14 protein-coding genes are annotated in these 18,876 nt (G+C 68.9%); all 14 read right to left on the reverse strand.

What is annotated here, in order from left to right:
- Complete coding sequence (locus tag XM1_RS11710) at positions 1 to 1,038, reverse strand: U32 family peptidase (RefSeq protein WP_068433598.1); 1,038 nt, start codon at positions 1,036 to 1,038, stop codon at positions 1 to 3.
- Entirely contained in the window at positions 1,016 to 1,906 is an 891-nt protein-coding gene (locus tag XM1_RS11715) for a hypothetical protein (RefSeq protein WP_068433599.1), read from the reverse strand. The genes XM1_RS11710 and XM1_RS11715 overlap by 23 nt, the downstream gene beginning before the upstream one ends.
- Positions 1,903 to 3,900 (reverse strand): cytochrome c biogenesis protein CcsA, encoded by a 1,998-nt coding sequence (gene ccsA, locus XM1_RS11720; protein WP_068433600.1) that lies wholly within the window; start codon positions 3,898 to 3,900, stop codon positions 1,903 to 1,905. Before ccsA ends, XM1_RS11715 begins: the two co-directional genes overlap by 4 nt.
- Positions 3,890 to 4,585: a S8 family serine peptidase gene (locus tag XM1_RS11725; RefSeq protein WP_068433602.1), complete on the reverse strand. Its 696-nt coding sequence runs from the start codon at positions 4,583 to 4,585 to the stop codon at positions 3,890 to 3,892. Before XM1_RS11725 ends, ccsA begins: the two co-directional genes overlap by 11 nt.
- Positions 4,582 to 6,240 carry an ABC transporter ATP-binding protein gene (locus tag XM1_RS11730; protein WP_068433604.1) on the reverse strand — a complete coding sequence of 553 codons (1,659 nt, stop codon included), beginning with the start codon at positions 6,238 to 6,240 and terminating at the stop codon, positions 4,582 to 4,584. The genes XM1_RS11725 and XM1_RS11730 overlap by 4 nt, the downstream gene beginning before the upstream one ends.
- Positions 6,241 to 6,246: 6 nt before the next feature.
- Positions 6,247 to 7,338 carry a quinohemoprotein amine dehydrogenase subunit beta gene (gene peaD / locus XM1_RS11735; protein WP_068433607.1) on the reverse strand — a complete coding sequence of 364 codons (1,092 nt, stop codon included), beginning with the start codon at positions 7,336 to 7,338 and terminating at the stop codon, positions 6,247 to 6,249.
- A gap of 17 nt (positions 7,339 to 7,355) precedes the next feature.
- Entirely contained in the window at positions 7,356 to 7,676 is a 321-nt protein-coding gene (qhpC, locus tag XM1_RS11740) for a quinohemoprotein amine dehydrogenase subunit gamma (protein ID WP_068433609.1), read from the reverse strand.
- Complete coding sequence (gene peaB, locus XM1_RS11745; protein WP_068433611.1) at positions 7,673 to 9,100, reverse strand: quinohemoprotein amine dehydrogenase maturation protein; 1,428 nt, start codon at positions 9,098 to 9,100, stop codon at positions 7,673 to 7,675. Before peaB ends, qhpC begins: the two co-directional genes overlap by 4 nt.
- Positions 9,101 to 9,104: 4 nt before the next feature.
- Positions 9,105 to 10,664: a quinohemoprotein amine dehydrogenase subunit alpha gene (peaA, locus tag XM1_RS11750; protein WP_068433613.1), complete on the reverse strand. Its 1,560-nt coding sequence runs from the start codon at positions 10,662 to 10,664 to the stop codon at positions 9,105 to 9,107.
- A gap of 58 nt (positions 10,665 to 10,722) precedes the next feature.
- A complete protein-coding gene (locus XM1_RS11755; RefSeq protein ID WP_068433616.1) occupies positions 10,723 to 12,228 on the reverse strand; it encodes an aldehyde dehydrogenase family protein in 1,506 nt (501 codons plus the stop codon).
- 91 nt (positions 12,229 to 12,319) lie between these two features.
- Positions 12,320 to 13,183, reverse strand: a complete 864-nt coding sequence (locus XM1_RS11760; RefSeq protein WP_172821914.1) for a YCF48-related protein — start codon at positions 13,181 to 13,183, stop codon at positions 12,320 to 12,322.
- A 128-nt stretch (positions 13,184 to 13,311) separates the two neighbouring features.
- Positions 13,312 to 15,672, reverse strand: a complete 2,361-nt coding sequence (locus tag XM1_RS11765; protein WP_068433620.1) for an RND family transporter — start codon at positions 15,670 to 15,672, stop codon at positions 13,312 to 13,314.
- A 78-nt stretch (positions 15,673 to 15,750) separates the two neighbouring features.
- The gene (locus XM1_RS11770; RefSeq protein ID WP_068433622.1) at positions 15,751 to 17,433 is read right to left on the reverse strand and encodes a DUF1302 domain-containing protein; all 1,683 of its coding nucleotides are present in this window, start codon (positions 17,431 to 17,433) and stop codon (positions 15,751 to 15,753) included.
- Positions 17,434 to 17,450: 17 nt separating this feature from the next.
- A complete protein-coding gene (locus XM1_RS11775) occupies positions 17,451 to 18,815 on the reverse strand; it encodes a DUF1329 domain-containing protein (protein WP_068433624.1) in 1,365 nt (454 codons plus the stop codon).
- Positions 18,816 to 18,876: the final 61 nt, after the last annotated feature.

Here is an 18,876-nt window from a genome sequence, read left to right on the forward strand (position 1 = left end):
TCATCCCGCCTGCGCGAGGAGGGGATCGGGGCGGTAGCGTTCGATGACCTCCCGGTAATAGCACATGTAGCCGGTGGCGCAGAGATCCTGTCGCGCCCGCAGCCCCTGGGCGAAGGCCGCCACCTGGGCGCCGCCTTGCCTTGCGCCCAGCCGGTCGAGGGTGGCGCGGACCATCTCGACGCTCTTCAGCTTGCGGTCGAGCGGCCCCTCGCGGCCGGCGATCTTGACCGCCGCCAGTCCCGCCTCGGCCAGGGCGGGAACGGCGCACAGGCCGCAGGGGCCGAACGGCAGGCCGTTGGCGGTGACCGAAAAGCCGCAGCCGAAGCGGTACCACAGCCATTCCTCGTGGCGGGCGTCGTTGGCGGCCAGCGCCTCGGCCTCGGAAGCGCTCAGCGTCCGTCCGTCCACCCGGGTGTATTCGGTGGCGTAGCGGTCGAGGCAGATGGGGCCGCCCAGCCGGCCGGGCAGGTGGATGGTGTGGCAGTTGCCCTCCTCGAAGACGCAGCCGTCGTTGAGGACGAAGGCCTCGAATTCCAGCTGGGGCAAGGCCGCGGCCATGGCGGTGATCTCGCCCAATCCGAGGTCGCGCGGCAGCACCACGCGGCAGGCTCCCAATTCTCCCAGCAGGGCCGCCGTTCCGGCGTTGCGGCAGGCCAGCAGCGAGCTGGCGTGCAGGCGGATGCCCAGGTCCTGGCGCCCTAGCCGGGCCAGCAGGCCGATATCGCCGACGATCAGGGCGTGGCCGCCCATTCCGGCGAAGCGTTCCGCCAGTTCCAGCAGCGCCTCGACCTGCGCGTCGGCATAATGCTGGGCGTTCATCACCAGCGAGACGGTGGAGCCGTGCCCGGCGGCGATGGCGACGGCCTCGGCAAGCTCCTCGTAGCGGGTGAGGTTGCCGAACGCCCGGCGATTGACCCCGGCGCTGCGGAAGCGCTCGGTCCAGTCGGTTGGCACGATGCCGCAATAGATCTCGCCGGCGCCGGCCGCCGCCATTGCGGCCACCTCGTCGACGCGGCTAATGGGGGCGACGATTTTCATTCCAGTCTCCGTTGAGGACCAGCCGGTCGATCCAGCCCTCGGCCAGGGCCAGGGATAGCGCCGCGATCATGGCGGGCGAATGGCGGTAGAACACCGTGTTGCCCCGCTGGAAGGTGGGCAGGTCGCCCGTTCCCGCATCGCCTCGCGACAGCCCGCCCACATAGACCAGGCATTCCCGCCGGCACTTCTGTTCCGCGGTGAACTTGCCCTCGGGCGGCTGGGCCAGCGAGCCGATGCGGCAGGCGCGGCCCTTGACCGAGAAACCGTAAGGGGCGTGGACCGCCACCCTTGCGGTGCTCGAGCGGAAGTCCTCGGCCTCGGCGAAGGGCGGGACGTCCATCTCGATGCGCTGGACGCCCATGCGCTCCAGGATGGCGCCGAACGGGCCGGAATGGACGCCGTGGGGGTACAGGCGGGCCCATTCGGCCGAGGGCAGCCTGGGATCCTTGACCATCTTGCACAGCAGGCGCCCGGCGACGGGCGTCAGGTCGGGGCGATGGTCGCGGAGCAGGCGCAGCGTCCCCCAGTCGTTGGCCACCACCTCGGTCCCGGCGGGCAGATGGGGCAGCAGGGCGGCCAGCGCCGCCAGTCCGCCATCGGACAGGGAGGGGGTCAGCAGGGCGAAACCCAGCCCCGCCGCCGCGGCCCATCCCGCCGCCTGGGCGAGTTGGGTCTCGGTCGGCAGCAGGGTCTCGCAGAATTCCGAGCCCAGATGGAGGCGGGTCACCGCCTCGTCCTCGACGCCATGGGGGAGCGGCGGCGCCGACCAACCCAGCGCCCCGGCGCAATCGGCCACCCGGAGCGGCCCATTGGCCGGCAGCCGCTCCAACTCCTTCGCCTGGGTCAAGGCCAGGGCGATGCCGCTCATCTTTGCCTCCTCGCATGGAATCCCATGGCCAGGGCCGACAGCAGGGTGAGCGCAAGGCCGCCCCACAGCCACGATACCAGGGGAAAGGTCTTCACCACCACCGGCAGGTCATGGGACGCGCCGGAGTCCAGGGCCGGGAGCCAGACCTGGACGTCCCGCCACAGGCCGCGATGGATGAAGGGATCGATCATGTGGCCGCGTCCCGAGATCTGCCGGGCATAGCGGTAGTCGAGGATCTCGCAGACCATCCGCTGCGATCCCCGCTGCCCGGCGGGAAACGGCGTGTCGTCGCGGACATGGACCAGCCCCTCGGCCCGTTCCGTCTCGACGCCGTCGCGTTCCAGCCGCCAGACGGCGCGGGCGGTCGCGGGCGCTCCGGCGGCGGGGGGAAAGATCCCGACGCTCTGGCCGTCGGGCAGGGCGACCAGGGCGCCCGCCTGGTCCGGCCAGCGGATGATCCGCTGGGCGATTCCGTCGAAGACCGTGGCGGCCAGCAGCGCGGCCAGCGCCACGGCGATGCCCAGGTGCAGCCCGGCCGCCAGGGCGGGCCTCGCCTGCCGTTGGCGCAGCGCCGTCCCCAGCCGCGCCAGCGCCGCCAGCCCGAGATAGGCCATCGCCGCCCACAGGCCGCCGATCAAGTCCAGATGGGCGACGGTGCCGGCGGCGGTGATGCCGGAGCCGTCGAAGCGGGCGGTCACCGGATCGACGACGATGGCCAGGACCACCGCCAGGACCGCCGCCACTGTCGCCGGACGGCGGAAGCGGGGCAGCAGGGCATGGCCCCCGGCCAGCCCCAGGGCGGTGGCCGGGGGCAGCAGCCAGAGGTTGACGGCCACCGGATCGGGCTCCCATTGGGCGAAGGCCTGCCGCAGGGCTTCGGCCTCCGTGGGGGTAGCCCAGCGCAGCAGCATGTCGAGGAACGGCTTCAGGCCGTCCGGGCGGGGCAGGTGCAGCAGTGCGGCGGCCAGGGAATGACCCAGATGCAGCACCGCCACGGCCGCTGCGACCATCATCAGCGCCACCGCCACATCAAGGGCGTCGCGGGGCGCCGTCGCCCGGCCGGCGGGGCGCCGCCAGACGGCCAGCGCCGTCGCCATTGCCAGGAGGACGGCCAGACCGGCCAGCAGCGGCGCCGAGGTGTCGCCCACATAGCGGTGCGAGGAGGCCAGCATGGGTAGGCGGATGACCGCCATGGCGGCCAGGGCCAGGACGGCGGCGACCAGCCCCAGCAGGGGGTGCAGGACGGCGAAGCGCCGCCCATTGCTGCGGCGGTGGGCCTCGTGGGTATGGATCTGGGCGGTCAGCGCCATCCACACCGCGAAGATGGCGGTCTGGGCCGGGTCCCAGTGCCAGAACTGCCCGAAGGTGAAATCCTGGTAGGCCCACCACATCCCGGCGGCGAGGCCGGCGCCCAGGATGATCCAGGCCGCCCTGACGCAGCCGCCGGCCAGTTCGCTCCATTGAGTCTGGCCGGGCCGGGCCAGGGCCTGGCAGGCGGCGCCGGCCGGGGCGATGACCAGGGCCAGGGCGGCCAGCAGCAGCGGGGGATGGATCACCATCCACGGGGTGGCGAGGTGGGAGTTGTGGCGGGGCGGCGGCCCGGCCAGCGCCTCGGGGGAGGTGGCGTCGAAGGGATTCCACAGCACCGTGCCGATGGTGAAGGCCAGGGCCAGCGCCTGGGCGCCGCGAGCGGCCCAGCCGTCACCGCCGCTCCACCGCGCCCCCATCCCGGCCAGCATCAGGGCCATCAGCAGCAGGGTTCCCTGGTCGCTGGCCCACAGGCCGGCCAGCCGCAGCGGCCACGGCTGGTCGCCGCCGGCATGGCGGAACACCAGGGCGTTGCCGCCATCGTCGGCCAGAAAACGGGCCGCCAGCCCCAGGACGGCCAGGAGCAGCAGGACCACCGCGCCGTATCCGGCCGGGCGGGAATGGCGCGCCACCGCCATGGCCAGGGCCGCGATCGCCAGCGGGGGCAGGACGGCCTCAGCCGACATGGAGATGCTCCCGCTGGGGGCCGAGCGGCAGGGCGGCTTCCTCCAGCCGGGCCAGCAATCGCGCGTTGTCGTCGCCGGGAAAGCGGAGCAGCAGGCCGGCCAGCCGGGCGGTGACGCGGGCGGTGGCCACGCTGGCGCCGGCCACGGCGCTCCGCCGCCAGGGCGTTTCCGGCTTGAGGGCGAGATGGGGGCTGGCGCCGAAATGGACGCGGTCGTCGTCGATCCGCGAGACCTCGCCGGGCCGGCAGCGCCCGTCGCCGGTCACCCGCACCGTTCCTGGATAGGCGGCGGGAAAGACCATGGCGCCCATGGCCGGGACGGCGGCCACCAGCAGAATTCCGGCCCGCACGGCGGCGGAGCAGGCCTCGGCCAGGATGCGGCGGTCCTCGGCGAGGCCGAAACTCATGTTGACGATGCGGACGCCCTTGGCCACCAGCCAGTCCAGGCCGGCGGCGATGGCGACGGGGGGCGCCGCGCCGTCGGCGCCGAACACCTGGGCGTTGACGATGGGGGCCGAGGGGCAGCCCGCCTGGATCAGCCCGGCCAGGGCGGTGCCGTGGCCCATCAGGTCGGGGCGGGCGGGGCCGTCGGCGACACGACCGTCCCCATCCAGCCAGAAACGGTGGGACAGCCGGGTGCTGCCCGCCAGAGGCCCGGACAGGCCGGTGTCGAGCAGGCCGATCATGCCACCGCCTCGGCGGCGTGCGGCCGCAGCCCGGCGGGGGTGAGCTCCAGGATCAGTCCGGCTCCGGCCAGCGCGTCGGGATGATGCGAGATGACGATCCTGGTGCGGTGGTGGAACAGGGTGTCGATGGTGCGGGCGATGCGGCGGCCGGACTCGAGGTCCACCGCCGAAACCGCCTCGTCGAGGACCAGCACCAGGGGATCGAGGAGCAATGCCCGGGCGATGGCCAGACGCTGGCGCTCGCCGCCCGACAAGGTGGCGCCGCGTTCCCCCACCAGGGTGTCGAGGCCCAGATGGCCGATCTCGGCCAGCGCGGCCGCCCGCTCTACCGTCCGGTCGTCGGCGTCGGGGGCGGCCAGGCGGATGTTGTCGGCGATGGTTCCGGCCACCACCGGGCTGTCCTGCGCCACCACCGCGATGCGGCGGCGCAATTCGGCCAGGTCCAGATGGCGCAGGTCCACGCCGTCCAGCAGGATGCGGCCGCGATCCGGGTCGTAATGGCGGTGCAGCAGGTCGACCAGGGTGCTCTTGCCGATGCCCGAGGCGCCGACCAGCCCGACCTTGGCGCCGGCGGGAATGACGGCGTCCAGCCCGCTGAACACCGGCCCGCCGCCCCCATAGGAGAAGGTGACGGCGTCGAGGCGGATGGCCCCGGCGGCCGTGGCTGGCAGGGCGAGGGGGACGGGCGGATTTTCCACCGCCACCGGCTCGTCGAGAATCTCCATGACCCGGTCGAGGCTGACGCGGGCGCGGCGCTGGGCCAGGATCAGCCCCAGCAGGGTGTTCACCGGCCCCACGGCGCGCCCGAGATACAAGGTGAAGGCCACCAGGGCGCCCACCGTCACCGTGCCTTCCATCACCAGCAGGCCGCCGGCCAGGAACACCGCCGCCGCCGCCAGCCCGTTCAGCAGGCCGGGGATGCCGCCGGCCACCGCCGAGAACAGTTCGGCGCGGCGCAGGTCGTCGAGGTAATGGCGGTTGAGGGCGCTAAAGCGGGCGGCGTCGCGGGCCTCGCCCCCCATGGCCTGGATCAGCTTCATGGATTGCAGGCCGTGGACCAGGAAGCCGGACATCTCGCCGTTGCGTTCGCGCAGGCGGCGGACCAAACGCTCCATGCGGGGGCGCAGGCGCCGCGCCACCACGATCTGCAGCGGCAGCAGCACGAAGGCCGGGGCCAGCAATTGGGGAGCCAGCGCCGCCATCACCGCCAAGGTCCCGGCCAGCACCAGCACGGCGTTGACCGTCGCCAGCACCGTGTCGACGACGAAGCGCTGGACTTCGGCCACGTCGCCGTCGATGCGCGACAGGATCTCGCCGGTGCTCCGGCGGGCGAAATAGGTGGGCGGTAGGCGCTGGAGATGGCCGAACACCCGCTCCCTCAGGGCGAACAGCACCTTTCCCGACAGGGTCAGGTAGTGCCAGCGGTTGAAGGCCCCCACCCCGAGCGCCAGCAGGGCCGCCCCCAGGATCAGGGCGCAGGTCGCGGCGACCACCGGCATCTGCCGGGCGATCAGCCCGTCGTCGATCAGCCGCTTGGCCAGCCAGGGCTGGGCCAGGGCCAGGGCCGAGGCGGCCGCCGACGCGCCCAGCACCAGGGCGACCGATCCCAGATGCGGCCGCAGAAGATGGAACAGAGGGCGGAAACCATGGGCCATGGCGGGCTAACGCTGGACCATTCTGATCCAGGTCCCTCCCATGTCATGGCCGTCGGGCAGGTTGATCTCGCCGATGCGCTCCAGGGTCTCGGTGGAGTAGATTCCGATGTCGCTGATGGTTCCCGCCACGTAGACCTCCTTGCCGTCGCCGGAAATGTTCAGGCAGTAATAGGTGTGGGGCAGGGTCACCCGCTTGACCAGCTGATTGCTGGCGGTGTCGGTCTTCGACAGCGTGTTGTAGACCGAGAACACCTCGTTGCGGCGCACCGGGTTGACCACCGACGAGAAGATCACCGCGCTGGTGTCCTCGAACTCGCCCATGGTGAGCTTGCCGGTGGCGAAGTCGAGCGTCAGCATGCCGGTGCGGGCCGCCGCCGGGTCCTTGGGGTCGAGATCGGTGCGGGTGGCGAAGTAGGGATTGGCGAAGACCTTGGCCTGCTCGTAGTGGTTCCACACCCCGAAGACGTCGGGAACGCCCCAATTGGGACGCTCCCAATTGGCCACCTTGTCCACCTTGAGGACCTTGCCGTCCTTGGGGTCCAGGGTGTGGATGTCCCAGTTGACCGCATACAGCTTGCTTCCGTCGGGGGCCATGAACAGCCCGGTGGTGCGGCGCGGCACCGGCAGGATGCGGTCGGGCCTGGCGTTCAGCCCGGCATCGGTGCGGTAGACGGCGATGCCCACGTCCTGCACCTCGTACTCGCCCTGGCCGAGGCGGACCGGCGAGCGCATGACGAACACTTCCTTGCCGTCGGGGCTGATCTCCAGCCCGAACATGTTGCGGGCCCGGACGTTGCCGTCGCTCAAATCGGCGCGGAACACCTCCTTGCCGCTGTCCAGGTCGATGCCCACCAGGCTGCCCCAGTGGTTGGTGACGACATAGGCCACCTTGCCGTCGGGCGAGGGCACGATGCCCAAGGGCGCGCCCGGTCCGGGGATCTGGTAGGTGCGCTCCACCTTGCGCGCGGCGGGGTCTACCAGCACCAGGGTGTTCGGCTTGGTCGAGGTCAGGATGTATTCCTTGGCTCCCGCGGCCGCCGGATCGAACGACAATGTGCCAAGCGCCAGCAGCGCGGCGGCGAAGACCTTGGACGTCATGGGTGGGCTCCCCTGAATCACTTCTTGTTGAACACCGACTGAAGCTTGCGCCAGTCGCGCATGGCCGAGGGAACCTCGGTGCTCCAGTCCGGGTGGGTGTTGATGGTGTCGGGCACCTGGACCGGCCACCAGCACGGGTCGGAACAGCCGTAGAGATCGGCCTCCACCGGCTGGCACAGGGCGGCGATGCCGCCGAAGGGATCGACCTCCCAGCCGGGGTCCAGGGTCGAGGTGCAGCCGTTGACCACCTGCATGACGCGGGCTTCCGGGGCCTTGCCCTCCTCGGCGGCGCGCCGCACCTGCTCGGCCTTGCGGTTGACGGGTTTCAGATGCTTCATGAGTCGCTCCCTCGAGGTCCCGCCCTGCGGGCCATGAACGTAGGATTGGCCGCCATGATCCCGGCATAGATGGTGATGCCGAGGTCCACCCATTCCCGCATCATCTCGCAGTAATGGTCGGTGGGGCGGAACATGTCGCCGTGGCGGGCGTAGGATTCGTGATAACAGCCGCCGGCGCACAGGTGGCGGGCGTGGCAATCGCCGCAGAAGCCCTCGCTGCGGTCCAGGGCGCGGTCGACGAAGGCCGCCACCGCCCCATGGTCGAGGCCGGTCTCCACATGGCCGAAGCCGTCCTGGCCGCTGCCGGCGAAGCGATGGCACAGCGCCAGGGCGCCGGTGGTGTCCACCGCCAGCAGGGCCACCGCCGCGCCGCAGGGGATCAGCTTGGTGCTGCCCTCGTGCAGGGCGGTCATCATCTGGCTGATATTGGAAAACCCGATGTCATGCCCCTCGATGGCCGCGTCGCGCCATTTCAGGGCCAGGGCCTTGAGGTTGTCGAACACCACCCGGGTGCCGTCGTCGCCCAGTCCGAATCCGGCGGGCAGGCCGGCGGTGACCGGCGCGAAGCCCACCTCGGCGAAGCCGATCTCGTTCTTCAGGTGGTGGTGGATGCCGGCCACGTCGGTCATGCCGGCGGCCAGGGTGACCCGCGCGCCTACCGGCCGCAGGCGGTAGCGCTGCAGCAGGCGGCGGGCATTCTCGGCCACCACCGCATAGGTGCCGGCACCGCCGATGGTGCGGCGGTTGCGGTCGTGAACCGCCGGGGGGCCGTCCATGCTGACGGTGATGGCGAAGCGGTGGGCGGCCAGGAAATCCACCGTCGCGTCGTCCAGCAGGGTGGCGTTGGTGGTCAGGGAATAGTCGAATTCCTTGCCGGTCTCCATGCCGCGGCGCTCGGCATAGGCCACCGTATGGCGGATCAGCGGCAGGGCGGTCAGCGGCTCGCCGCCGAAGAAGGTGAGGTTGAGCCGCCGGCGCGGGCCGGATTCGGAGATCAGCAGCTCCACCGCCTGCTCGGCATGGGCCGGCGACAGCCGGGCGGCCCCGGCCGGGCGGCTCAAGTCTTCCTTGTAGCAATAGGTGCAGGCCAGGTTGCAGCCGGTGGTCAGGGTGAGCACCAGGGTGGTGAGGGAATGGCCGGGCAAAGGCGGCCGGGCGGCGGGGCGGGGCGCCGCCTCCCGCCGCCGGATCACTTCCAGGGCGGCGAGGTCCTGCAGTGCCTCCTCCACCGCCTCGGCGCCGAACCGGCCGTCGAGGGCGGAGGTTTCGTCCTCCGCGTCCAGCCGGTCGAGCACGGCGCCCGCCACCGGGTCCAGCTCGAACAGGCTGGTGGTGGGGACGTGGAACAGGATGCGGCGCCCGTCGACCGCGAGGTCGCGCAGATCGGCATCGGCCTTGCGCCAGGTTGCTTTCACCACGTTCATTTCCTTACCGGATCTCGGCGTCATTCCAGCGCTGGGGGGCGACCACGAGGTGGGCGCTTCCCGCGACCGTGGCGCCGCCCTCGGCCACTTCGGCCTTGATCAGCAGGTTGGCGACGTTGTTCAGGTTCTTCCGGGCCGGATTGGGCCCCGCGCCGGCGGGCATGAACAAGCCGTCGGGGCGCAGCTGGCCGCCGAATCTGGCATCCTGGTCGTGTTCGGCGGTCTCGTCGAAATTACCCACCGACCACTTGGCTGTGACCGGGCCGATGCGGAGGTTGTCGGCGGTGAAGGCCACGGCGTCGAACTGGGCGGGGGCGGGCGGCACCGGGCCGCCGTTGCCGCCGAGGCGCGCCACCATGGTTTCCGGCTCGACCTTGAGGCTGGCGATCCGGTCATAGACCAGCAGCGCCGCCTTGGCCTTGCCCACGGAAATCTCGCGCGGGCCGGTGGCGGTCGCGGCCGAGGCCGAAACCAGAAGGGTGAGGGCCTCGGGCGTGGCCGAGACCACCTTTTCCACCTTGAGGCCATTGCCGAGGGACACCTCCTTGTCCAGGGCGTTGCCGCTGATCACCAGACGGGTGGTCTCGCCCGCCTTGACGGCGGAGGGCGACAGGTTGGCGATGGCCCCCTTGCCGCGCACCGCGACCATGGTGGCGCCGATGGCGTCCTGATCGTCCAGGTACCAGCGTCCCTCCAGGCGGTTGCCGTCGGCCGAGGCCTGCAGGACCTCGCTGACCTGTTCGCGGCCCAGCCTGGTGCTGCCACGCCACTCGAAGCCGGTATAGACCACCGAGCGACCCTCGCCGGTCTCGATGCCGCCGTCGGCCCAGGTCAGCCGGTAGCTCAGGCGGTAGGAATCCGCGGCGCTGCGCTTGACCTCCATCCGGCCCCAGTAATCGCCCTTGCCCGGCCGGTGGCCGGCGACGGCCCAGTCTCCCGCCAGATTGGGCGAGGGGTGGGCCTTCCAGGTCTTCCAGGCGGCCGAATCCAGGGGCCATTTGGCCGCCAGCTTTTCCGGCAGCGGGCCGGAGACGATCTCCCACCATTTGCGGTCGCGGGCCAGGGCCTGGTATTCGGCGGTCGGCCATTGGCCGAGATGCATGTGGGCGAGGCGGCGCCATTCGGCGGCGGTGCGGCGCTGCAGGCCGACGCGGGCATAGGAATGGCAGCGGGCACACAGTACCGCCACGTCGGAATCGTCGGGGCTTTCCACCAGCGTGCGCCGTTCCAGGGCATAGCGGAAGGGTTTGGTCTCCTCGGGGGCGAGACCCTGGCGGTCGGCGAGATGCTTCACCACGTTCTGCGCCTCGGCGTCGCTGAGGATCACCCCGTGCCACTGGCGCATGCGCCGCACGGTCATGGCCCAGCCCTCGGGCGACTTGCGCTGCTCGTCGATGCGGAACAGCCCGCCCGTGGCCGTGCGGGGATGGCAGGTCGAGCACTTGGTGTTGAGCACCGCCTCGGCCGACGGCTCCTTGGCCTGGACGGAGGGGGCCGCCGCCAATCCCGCGAAAGCCAGGGCGAGGACCGCCAGCGGCACGAAACGCCAGGACTTATGCTTCATTCTCGATCTCCGGCAAATCATCCGCGGGGGCGGCGGAACCGCCCCCGCTCCCTTTTTCCTAATAGGCCAGGCAGACGGACTTGGTTTCGGTGTAGGCGTCGATGGCCGTCTTGCCCAATTCCCGTCCCCAGCCGGATTGCTTGTAGCCGCCGAACGGCAGGGCGGCGTCCACCAGGCCGTGGCAGTTGACCCAGACGGTGCCGGCCTTCAGCGCCGGGGTGATGCGATGCATCTTGGCCAGATCCCTGGTCCAGATGCTGGCCCCCAGGCCGTAGATGCTGTCGTTGGCCGCCGCGATGACCTCGTCCAGCTCGGTGTAGGGCATGGCGACCACCACCGGGCCGAAGATCTCCTCGCGCACCACCTTCATGCTCGGCTTGGTGTTGACCAGCACGGTCGGCTCGACGAAATAGCCGGGCTGGTCGAGGCGGCGGCCACCGGCCACGGCCTGGGCGCCCTCGGCCAGGCCGCTGTCGATGTAGCCGCAGACCCGCCGGGCCTGCTCTTCCGAGACCAGCGGGCCCATCTGGGTGGCGGGCGACATGCCGTGGCCCAGCGAGAATTGCTTGGCGGCTCCGGCCACGCCGTCCACAACCTTGTCGAACACCGACTTGTGGACATAGAGGCGCGAACCGGCGGCGCAGACCTGACCGTGGTTGAAGAAGATGGCCATGGCGGCGCCGGGGATGGCGATGTCCAGGTCGGCGTCGTCCAGCACGATGGCCGGGGACTTGCCGCCCAGTTCCAGGGAGACCTTCTTCAGGTTGCCCATGGCCGCCTGGGTGATCAGCTTGCCCACCTCGGTGGAGCCGGTGAACGCCACCTTGTCGACGCCGGGATGGGCGCTGATGGCCGCGCCGGCGGTGTGGCCGTAGCCGGGCAGGATGTTGACCACGCCGGCGGGATAGCCCGCTTCCATGATCAGCTCGCCCAGGCGCAGCGCGGTCAGCGGTGTCTGCTCGGCCGGCTTGAGGATGGAGGTGCAGCCCGAGGCCAGGGCGGGAGCCAGCTTCCACGCGGCCATCAGCAGCGGGAAGTTCCACGGGATGATCTGGCCGACCACGCCCACCGGCTCGCGCTGGGTATAGGCGAAGAACTTGCCCTCGGGGACATAGGGGAACGACACCGGGATGGTCGCCCCCTCGTTCTTGGTCGGCCAGCCGGCCATGTAGCGGCAGAAATCCACCGCCGCCACCACGTCCAGGTGGCGGGCCATCATCACCGACTTGCCGTTGTCGAGCGATTCCAGCTCGGCCAGCTGGTCGGCGTTGGCCTCGATCAGGTCGGCCAGGCGATGGAGCAAGCGCTCGCGGTCGCTGGCCTTCATGTCGCGCCAGGCCTTGCTCTCGAAGGCGGCGCGGGCGGCGCTCACCGCCCGGTCCACGTCGGCGGAATCGGCCTCGGCGACGGCGGCGATCTGGCGGCCGGTTCCCGGGTCGTAGACGGGGAACGTCTTACCGGATGCGGCATCCTGCCACTGACCGCCGATCAGCAGTTTATGCTTTCTCGCAAGAAAATCCTTGGTGTCCTGACGAATTTTACCGGCCAGTTCATCTGGATTCATGATTGTCATCCTTTATTAAGCCGCTTCGTTGGTATGAAATCTTGTCAACATTAGGCCAAGAACCTATCGCCAAGGCGATAACCACTTTTGGTTATGGGCTCTTGTTCTTCAGCTCCAGCCTGGTGACGCCGCCAAGCCCCGCCAGGACGACATCGGACTCCCCCACCGCCAGGGTGGAGGCAAGATTGATGCGGTCCGGCTGGGTGAAGGCGGAAAAGCCGCTGCCGTCGCTCCGGCCGGTCAGGACCGTTCCCGCCAGTCCGACCACCACCAGCCGGCCATCGGCCAGCTGGACCGCGCCGCTCAGGCTTTGGGTGGTCGGGGATGGCAGCGCCGTCCAGGTCAGTCCGTCGTCTCTGGAGCGGAACAGCCGCCCCCCCATGGCGGTGGCCAGCAGCGAGCGGTCGCCGAGGCCGAGGATTCTCCAGACCGAGCCCTTGATGGGCAGGGTGACGGTGGACCAGGAGCGGCCGCCATCGGCGGAGCGGAAGATGGTTCCCACCTCGGCCGCCACCAGGAGGCTTCCCGCCGCCGAGACGGCCACATGATTGAGGTGGCGGTCGGAATCCTCGCCGGTTCCCAGCGTGGCCGGGGCCCAACTGGCGCCTCCATCCTCGGTGACCAGCGCGGCGCCGTAAGCCCCGACGGCGATGCCCCGCTCCGGGGTCTCGAAGGCCAGCGACATCAGCACCATGTCCGGGGCGGCCTGATGGGCCAGCGTCCAGGTTTCCCCGCCGTTGACCGTCTTGAGGATCACCCCGCCATGGCCCGCCGCCCAGCCGGTTTCCGGCCCGGTGAAGGCGACGGCGGTGAGCATGGTGTCGGTGGCGACGCTGCGCGCCTGCCGCCATGTGCGGCCCCCGTCGTCGGACAGCAGGATGGTGCCGTAATCCCCGACGGCGACCAGCCGCTTGCCGGCATAGGCAAGCTCGACCATGGGGGCGTGCTGCGCCATGGGGCCGCGGAAGGCGGCGCGTGGAGGAGGGGGCCTGATCCCCTCGGCTTGGGAGGGGGGAGCGGGGAGGGAGATCAGGCCCGCGAAGACGAACGCAAGAAGAGTCCGGGTTCTCATGTTCATCTCCGTCAATGGGCGACCAGCGGTGCGCGGACCGGGCCGGTGCGCGGCACCGCCTTGTCGATGATCACTGCCAGGGCCGGCAGCAGGGTTATGGCCATCAGCATGTTGATCATGAACATGAAGGTCAGCAGCAGCCCCATGTCGGCCTGGAATTTCAGCGCCGAGAACGACCAGGTGGCGATGCCGATGGAGAGCGTCAGGGCGGTGAAGATGGTCGCCACCCCCACCTCGATCAGCGATCGCTTGAAGGCGGTGACGATTTCCTCGCCGTGGGCCAGGTGGAACTGCAGGCGGTTGTAGATGTAGAAGGCGTAATCGACGCCGATGCCCACCGCCAGCACCATCACCGGCAGGGTGGCGACGGTCAGGCCGATGGACAGCTCCTTCATGAACCAGTAGCCGAGGAAGCTGGAAAGCGTCAGCGGCACGCAGCAGGCGATGGTGGCGCGCCAGTCGCGATAGGTGATGAAGACCAGGGCGACGATGGTGGCGTAGACCCAGGCCATCATGGGCAGCTCGGTGGTTTCCAGAACCTCGTTGATGGCGGCCTGGATGCCGGCGTTGCCGCTGGCCAGGCGGATATGGACGCCCTCCATGGGATAGGCGGCGCGGAACGACTTCACCGCCGCCACCACCTGCTTGATGGTTTCCGCCTTGTGGTCGGACAGATAGATGTTGGAGGCCAGCACCGTGCAGTTCTGGTTGAACAGCCCGGCATTGTCGGGGGCGAAGCCCATGGTGCTGGTCAGCGCCTGCTGCTCGAAGGGCAGGGCGGCCCGCTTGGGGTGCCCCTCGTTCAGGCCGGAATTGGCGGTCTTGACCACGTTGGGCAGGGCCAGCACCGAGATCACGCCCGGCTGATTGGCCATTTCCCAGCCGAAGCGGTCGATCAGGCTCATCACCGCGTAGCTGCCGCAGGATTCCGCCGGGGTCTCGAACACCACCGTCAGCACGTCGAGGCCGATGTCGAAATTGGCGGCGATGGACGCGGCGTCGAGATTGTAGCGGGAGTCCGCCCGCAGCTCGGGCACGCCGGCGTTGACGTGGCCCAGCTGGCGGTCCTGGCTCTGCCATGCCGCCACCACCATCAGCACCAGGCCGGTCAGGGCGATGGGATAGGCGTAGTGGGGCTCGGCCACCCGGGCCAGGACCGACATCCAGCGGTCGCGGTCGCGGCGCAGGCGTTCGACCTTCTCGGTGTATTCCGGCGGGAACGAGAAATAACTGGCCACCACCGGCAGCATGATCAGGTTGGTGACGATCTTGTAGGCCACGCCGATGGAGGCGGTGATGCCCAGCTCGCGGATCATCGGGATGGGAATGAGCATCAGGGTGGCGAAGCCGACGAAGGCGGTGACCAGGGCCAGGGTGCCGGGAATCAGCAGGCTGGTGAAGCTGGTCCGGGCCGCCGTGTAGCCGTCGACCCCCAGCGCCACCTCCTTGGAAATGGCGTTGACCTGCTGCACGCCGTGGGAAACGCCGATGGCGAACACCAGGAAGGGGACCAGGATGGCCAGCGGGTCCAGTCCGAAGCCCAGCAGGGTCAGGGTCCCGAACTGCCACACCAGGGACACCAGCGAGCAGACCAGCGGCAGGAAGGTCATGCGCTTGGAGCGGGTGTACCAGTAGACGGCGGCGACGGTCAGCACGAAGGCCAGGGCGAAGAATTCCAGCACGCTGGTGGCGCTGTCGGCGATGTCGCCGATCTGCTTGACGAAGCCGATGATCTGGATCTGGTAGCGGTCGTCCTCGAAGCGCTCGCGGATTTCCGCCTCGATGCGGTGGTTGAGCTCCAGATAGTCGAGCGGCTTGCGGGTGGCGGGATCGGTTTCCAGCAGGTCGGCCACCACCATGGCGGCGCTGCCGTCACGGGCCACCAGGTTGCCCATGTAGCCGCCGATCACCGTGTTGTCGCGGATGCGCACGATGCGTTCCGGCGTCAGCCGGTCGGGGGTGACGTCGCCGCCGATCACGTCCTCGGCCTTCAACCCTTCCTCGGTGATTTCCAGCGAACGGGTGTTGGGGGTCCACAGCGACTGGACCGTGCGGCGGTCGACGCCGGGCAGGAACATGGTCGCCTGGGTGACCTCGTGAAGCCGCTTCAGCGCCTCGGCGTTCCAGATGTCGCCCTTTTCGGGGCGCAGCACGACGATGACGCGGTTGGCGCCGAACAGGTCGCCGCGATAGCGCTCGAAGGTTTCGATGTATTCGTGCCCGGACGGAAGCTGCTTGTCGAATCCGGCGGACATCTTCAATTGAGCGCCGAAATAGCCCATGACGATGGTCAGAACCGCCAATGAGCACAAGACGATGGCCCTGTTTTCGAAAAATACGGCCCCGAGGTGATCGACCACCCTCTTGAGCATGGAAAACTCCTGGACTGACGGTTCTAAGGGGAATGGCCGCCCCGGCAAGGGGAAGGGTGCCGGAGCGGCCGGTGCGGATCAGAACGAGGTGGAGACGCTGGCTCCCCAGAAATCCCGATCACGCATCAGGTTGTTGTCGCCACCGCCCCAATAGTTGACGTAGGTCAGGGCCAACTTCGCCCGGTCCTGGTAGTTGAAGTTCAGGCCGAGGGCCAAGGACATGCGGTCCTGAATGAAGGGCAGGGCGTTGGGCGTCGTTCCCTGCACGTCATGCGAGAAGTCGATGACCGGCGTCATGTTGACGGAGCTTCCGAACACTTCCGGGTAGACCACGCCGATCTCGGCGATGTAGCCCCACGAGAAGCGGTCGGGGATGCTGTAGTTGGGCAGCAGGTAGGGGACGCTGCGGTCGCGGGCCAGGTTGGGGTAGTAGGCGGCCGCCGCCTCCACCAGGAAATAGCCGTCGGTGGCGCCGATCCTGTCCTGGAGGTTGCCCAGGACGGTGTTGGGCTCGAACAGATAATTGGCGGTAACGTGTCCCTGCCATTTCTTCTCTTCGACGAAGCCGCGGTTGTAGGTGCCGATGGAGTAGCGGCCCGAGGCCGGAACGGTCGGGTCGATGGCCACGGAATCGCGGGGACGGTAGGAAAGCTCGGCGCCCACCGCCACCGGACCGAGGCGGGAATTGGCCGAGACGCCGAACAGGTCGCGGTCCTCGCCGTAATCGTTGAAGAAGGTGGTCGGGGTCTGCGCCGTGGTGCCGGTGAAGCTCACCTGCGGCAGCTTGTCGTGGTAGTGCAGGTAATAGGCGCCGACTTCGGTGATGCCCAGGCGATAGCGCAAGGCGGCGCCGAACTGTCCGCTGTTCCTGGGATTGTGGGGTGAAACGCCCGGAACAAAGGTTTGGTTGGTGGCGCCGGGCGTCCCTTCGTCGCCGCCGTTGCCGCCGGCCGAGGCCGGCAGGAAGAAGTGGCGGCGGCCCGGTCCGACCACGTCGCTGGTCGAGAAGAAGGTGCCCACCGGATCGAAGGTGTAGGAGTTCCACATCACCTGGTAATAGGCTTCGGCGCTCAGGTTGTCGGTGAGCCCCGTGCTGGCGTAGATCATGGGCGCCGGCTTGAAGACTTCCTTCAACTGGGTGCCGGGGACGTGGAGCTTGCGGAAGTCGATGGCGTTGATGACGTTGATGCCGCCGGGGATGAAGATGTCCTCGCCCCAGCTCACCACCTGGTTGCCCACCTTGATCTTGGCGTTGTTGCCGGCCCAGGTGAACGACTTCGACACATAGGCGTCGAGCAGTTCGGCATGGGGGTTCATCAGCAGCTTGGCCTCGTGCTCCAGCGCGGTGCGCCGGGTGTCGCCCGCCATGGCGTCGCCCGACCAGGTGCCGCGCACCAGGGCGCTCCATCCGTCCGGTCCCTTGAGGGACAGGTCGTGGGTGCCCTTGTAGACCAGCGAGACGATGTCACCCTTCTTGTAGTTCAGGTTGCCGCTGTCGGCGTTGAGGTTGTTGATGTCGGGATTGGACCCGGGAACCTCGCCGACGATGCGCGAACAGCCGCCGTTGTCGCGGCTGATGGATTTGCAGCTGGCGTTCTCCAGCCGCTGCTGGAAGCCGATGGACAAGGTGGTGTCGAAGCTGCCGGAGATCCCGCCATAGGTGAAATCGGCGGCATGGGCCTGGGTGCCCCAGGACAGTCCGGCCAGGATGGCGCCCGCGGCAACGCTGGCCCGCAGGAACGCCTTGTTTGAATAGCTCATTTCAGGTTCCCCCTTGTTCAGCGGTCGCCTTGGCGGCGCAGCTCGCCCGGATCGAACAGATTCTTCCTGACCCGGCCCTCGCGGGCGGCCAGCCAATCGGTTTCCGGACCATCCTGGGTGGCGTTCTCGCCGATGTAGCGGTCGGCGCTGAGGTCGTAGCCGACGAATTCCTGCTGGACGCAGGCCGGCAGTTCCCAGGCCATCCACAGCGAGCCTTCCTGGACGCGCCACAGCTTGCCCTGGGCGTCGTAGAGGTCGGCGTGCAGCATCTGCCAGCTGTCCTCGTCCAGGTAGAAGACGCGCTTGGCGGCGTTGTGACGCATGCCGTCCCTGATGGTTCCCTCGACCTTCCAGACCCGGTGGAGCTCGTAGCGGGAAAGGTCCCGGTTGACGTATTCGCCCTGATAGATCTCGTGCAGGTCGGGGCGGCGGGCGCGCAGCTCATAGCTGTTGTAGGGGACGTACATCTCCATCTTGCCCGCCAGCTTCCACTCGTAGCGATCCGGCGAGCCGGCATACATGGGGTACTGGTCGACCATCTCCAGGTTCTCGTAACCCGGGACCGGATTGTCGTAGGCGAAGGTCGGGGCGCGACGCACCCGGCGCTGGCCGGGGAAGTACAGCCAGGCGTCGCCGCTCGGCCGGTCGATATAGTTCAGGACCAGGATCATCTCGCCGTTGCGGGCCGGCGGCGCCACCACGGTGTTGAGGATCATCCATTCCAGGTGGTCCACCTGATCGGCCGACTCCACCTTGGGATCGGACAGCGGATGCAGGACGCTCTGGCTCTGCTTCAGGCTGCCGAAATTGCCGTTCTTGCTCGAGAACACCGTGGTGTAGTGCTCGATCTTGCCTTCACCGGCATAGCGCAGCTTGAAGTTCCACAAGGCCTCGGTGCCGGTCTTGGGAATGGGGAACGGCACGGCGCCGCCCACGATGCCCTTGGCGTAGACGCCGTCGATGGTCGGCTTGGAGGCGTTGGCCGCCGTCCGCTCATAATACCACTTGGGATAGGCACAGGAGCGGTGGGTGGGATAGATGTCCAGGCGATAGCCGGGCTTGGTCTTGATCAGCTGGATCTGGCCCTCGGGCAGCTTGTCCTTGTACTGGTCGACGTTCTGGGCATCGATCGAGAACAGCTTCTTCTCGCCCTGATAGGGATTGGGGCGCGGGTCGCCCACCTTCCAGCCCGCCGGCGGCGTGGGGTTGCCTCCCTCCCAGGCGGGGATGGTGCCGTCCTTGTTGCCGGCCTTCTCCGCCCCCACCGGGGTCAGATCCTTGCCGAGGCGTCCGATCTCGTCCGATGTCGGGCCAGCCATGGTCCCGAAGCTGAGCAGCACGGAAGCAGCAGCGCCGAGAGCGAGTGAATGAGCAAATCGCATGGAACCTCCCTAGCTATGGTCATGGCTGCCCCTGCCTTTCGGCTGGAATTTAGGTCGATAC

It is taken from the genome of Magnetospirillum sp. XM-1 (genome assembly GCF_001511835.1).
GTDB lineage: Bacteria > Pseudomonadota > Alphaproteobacteria > Rhodospirillales > Magnetospirillaceae > Phaeospirillum.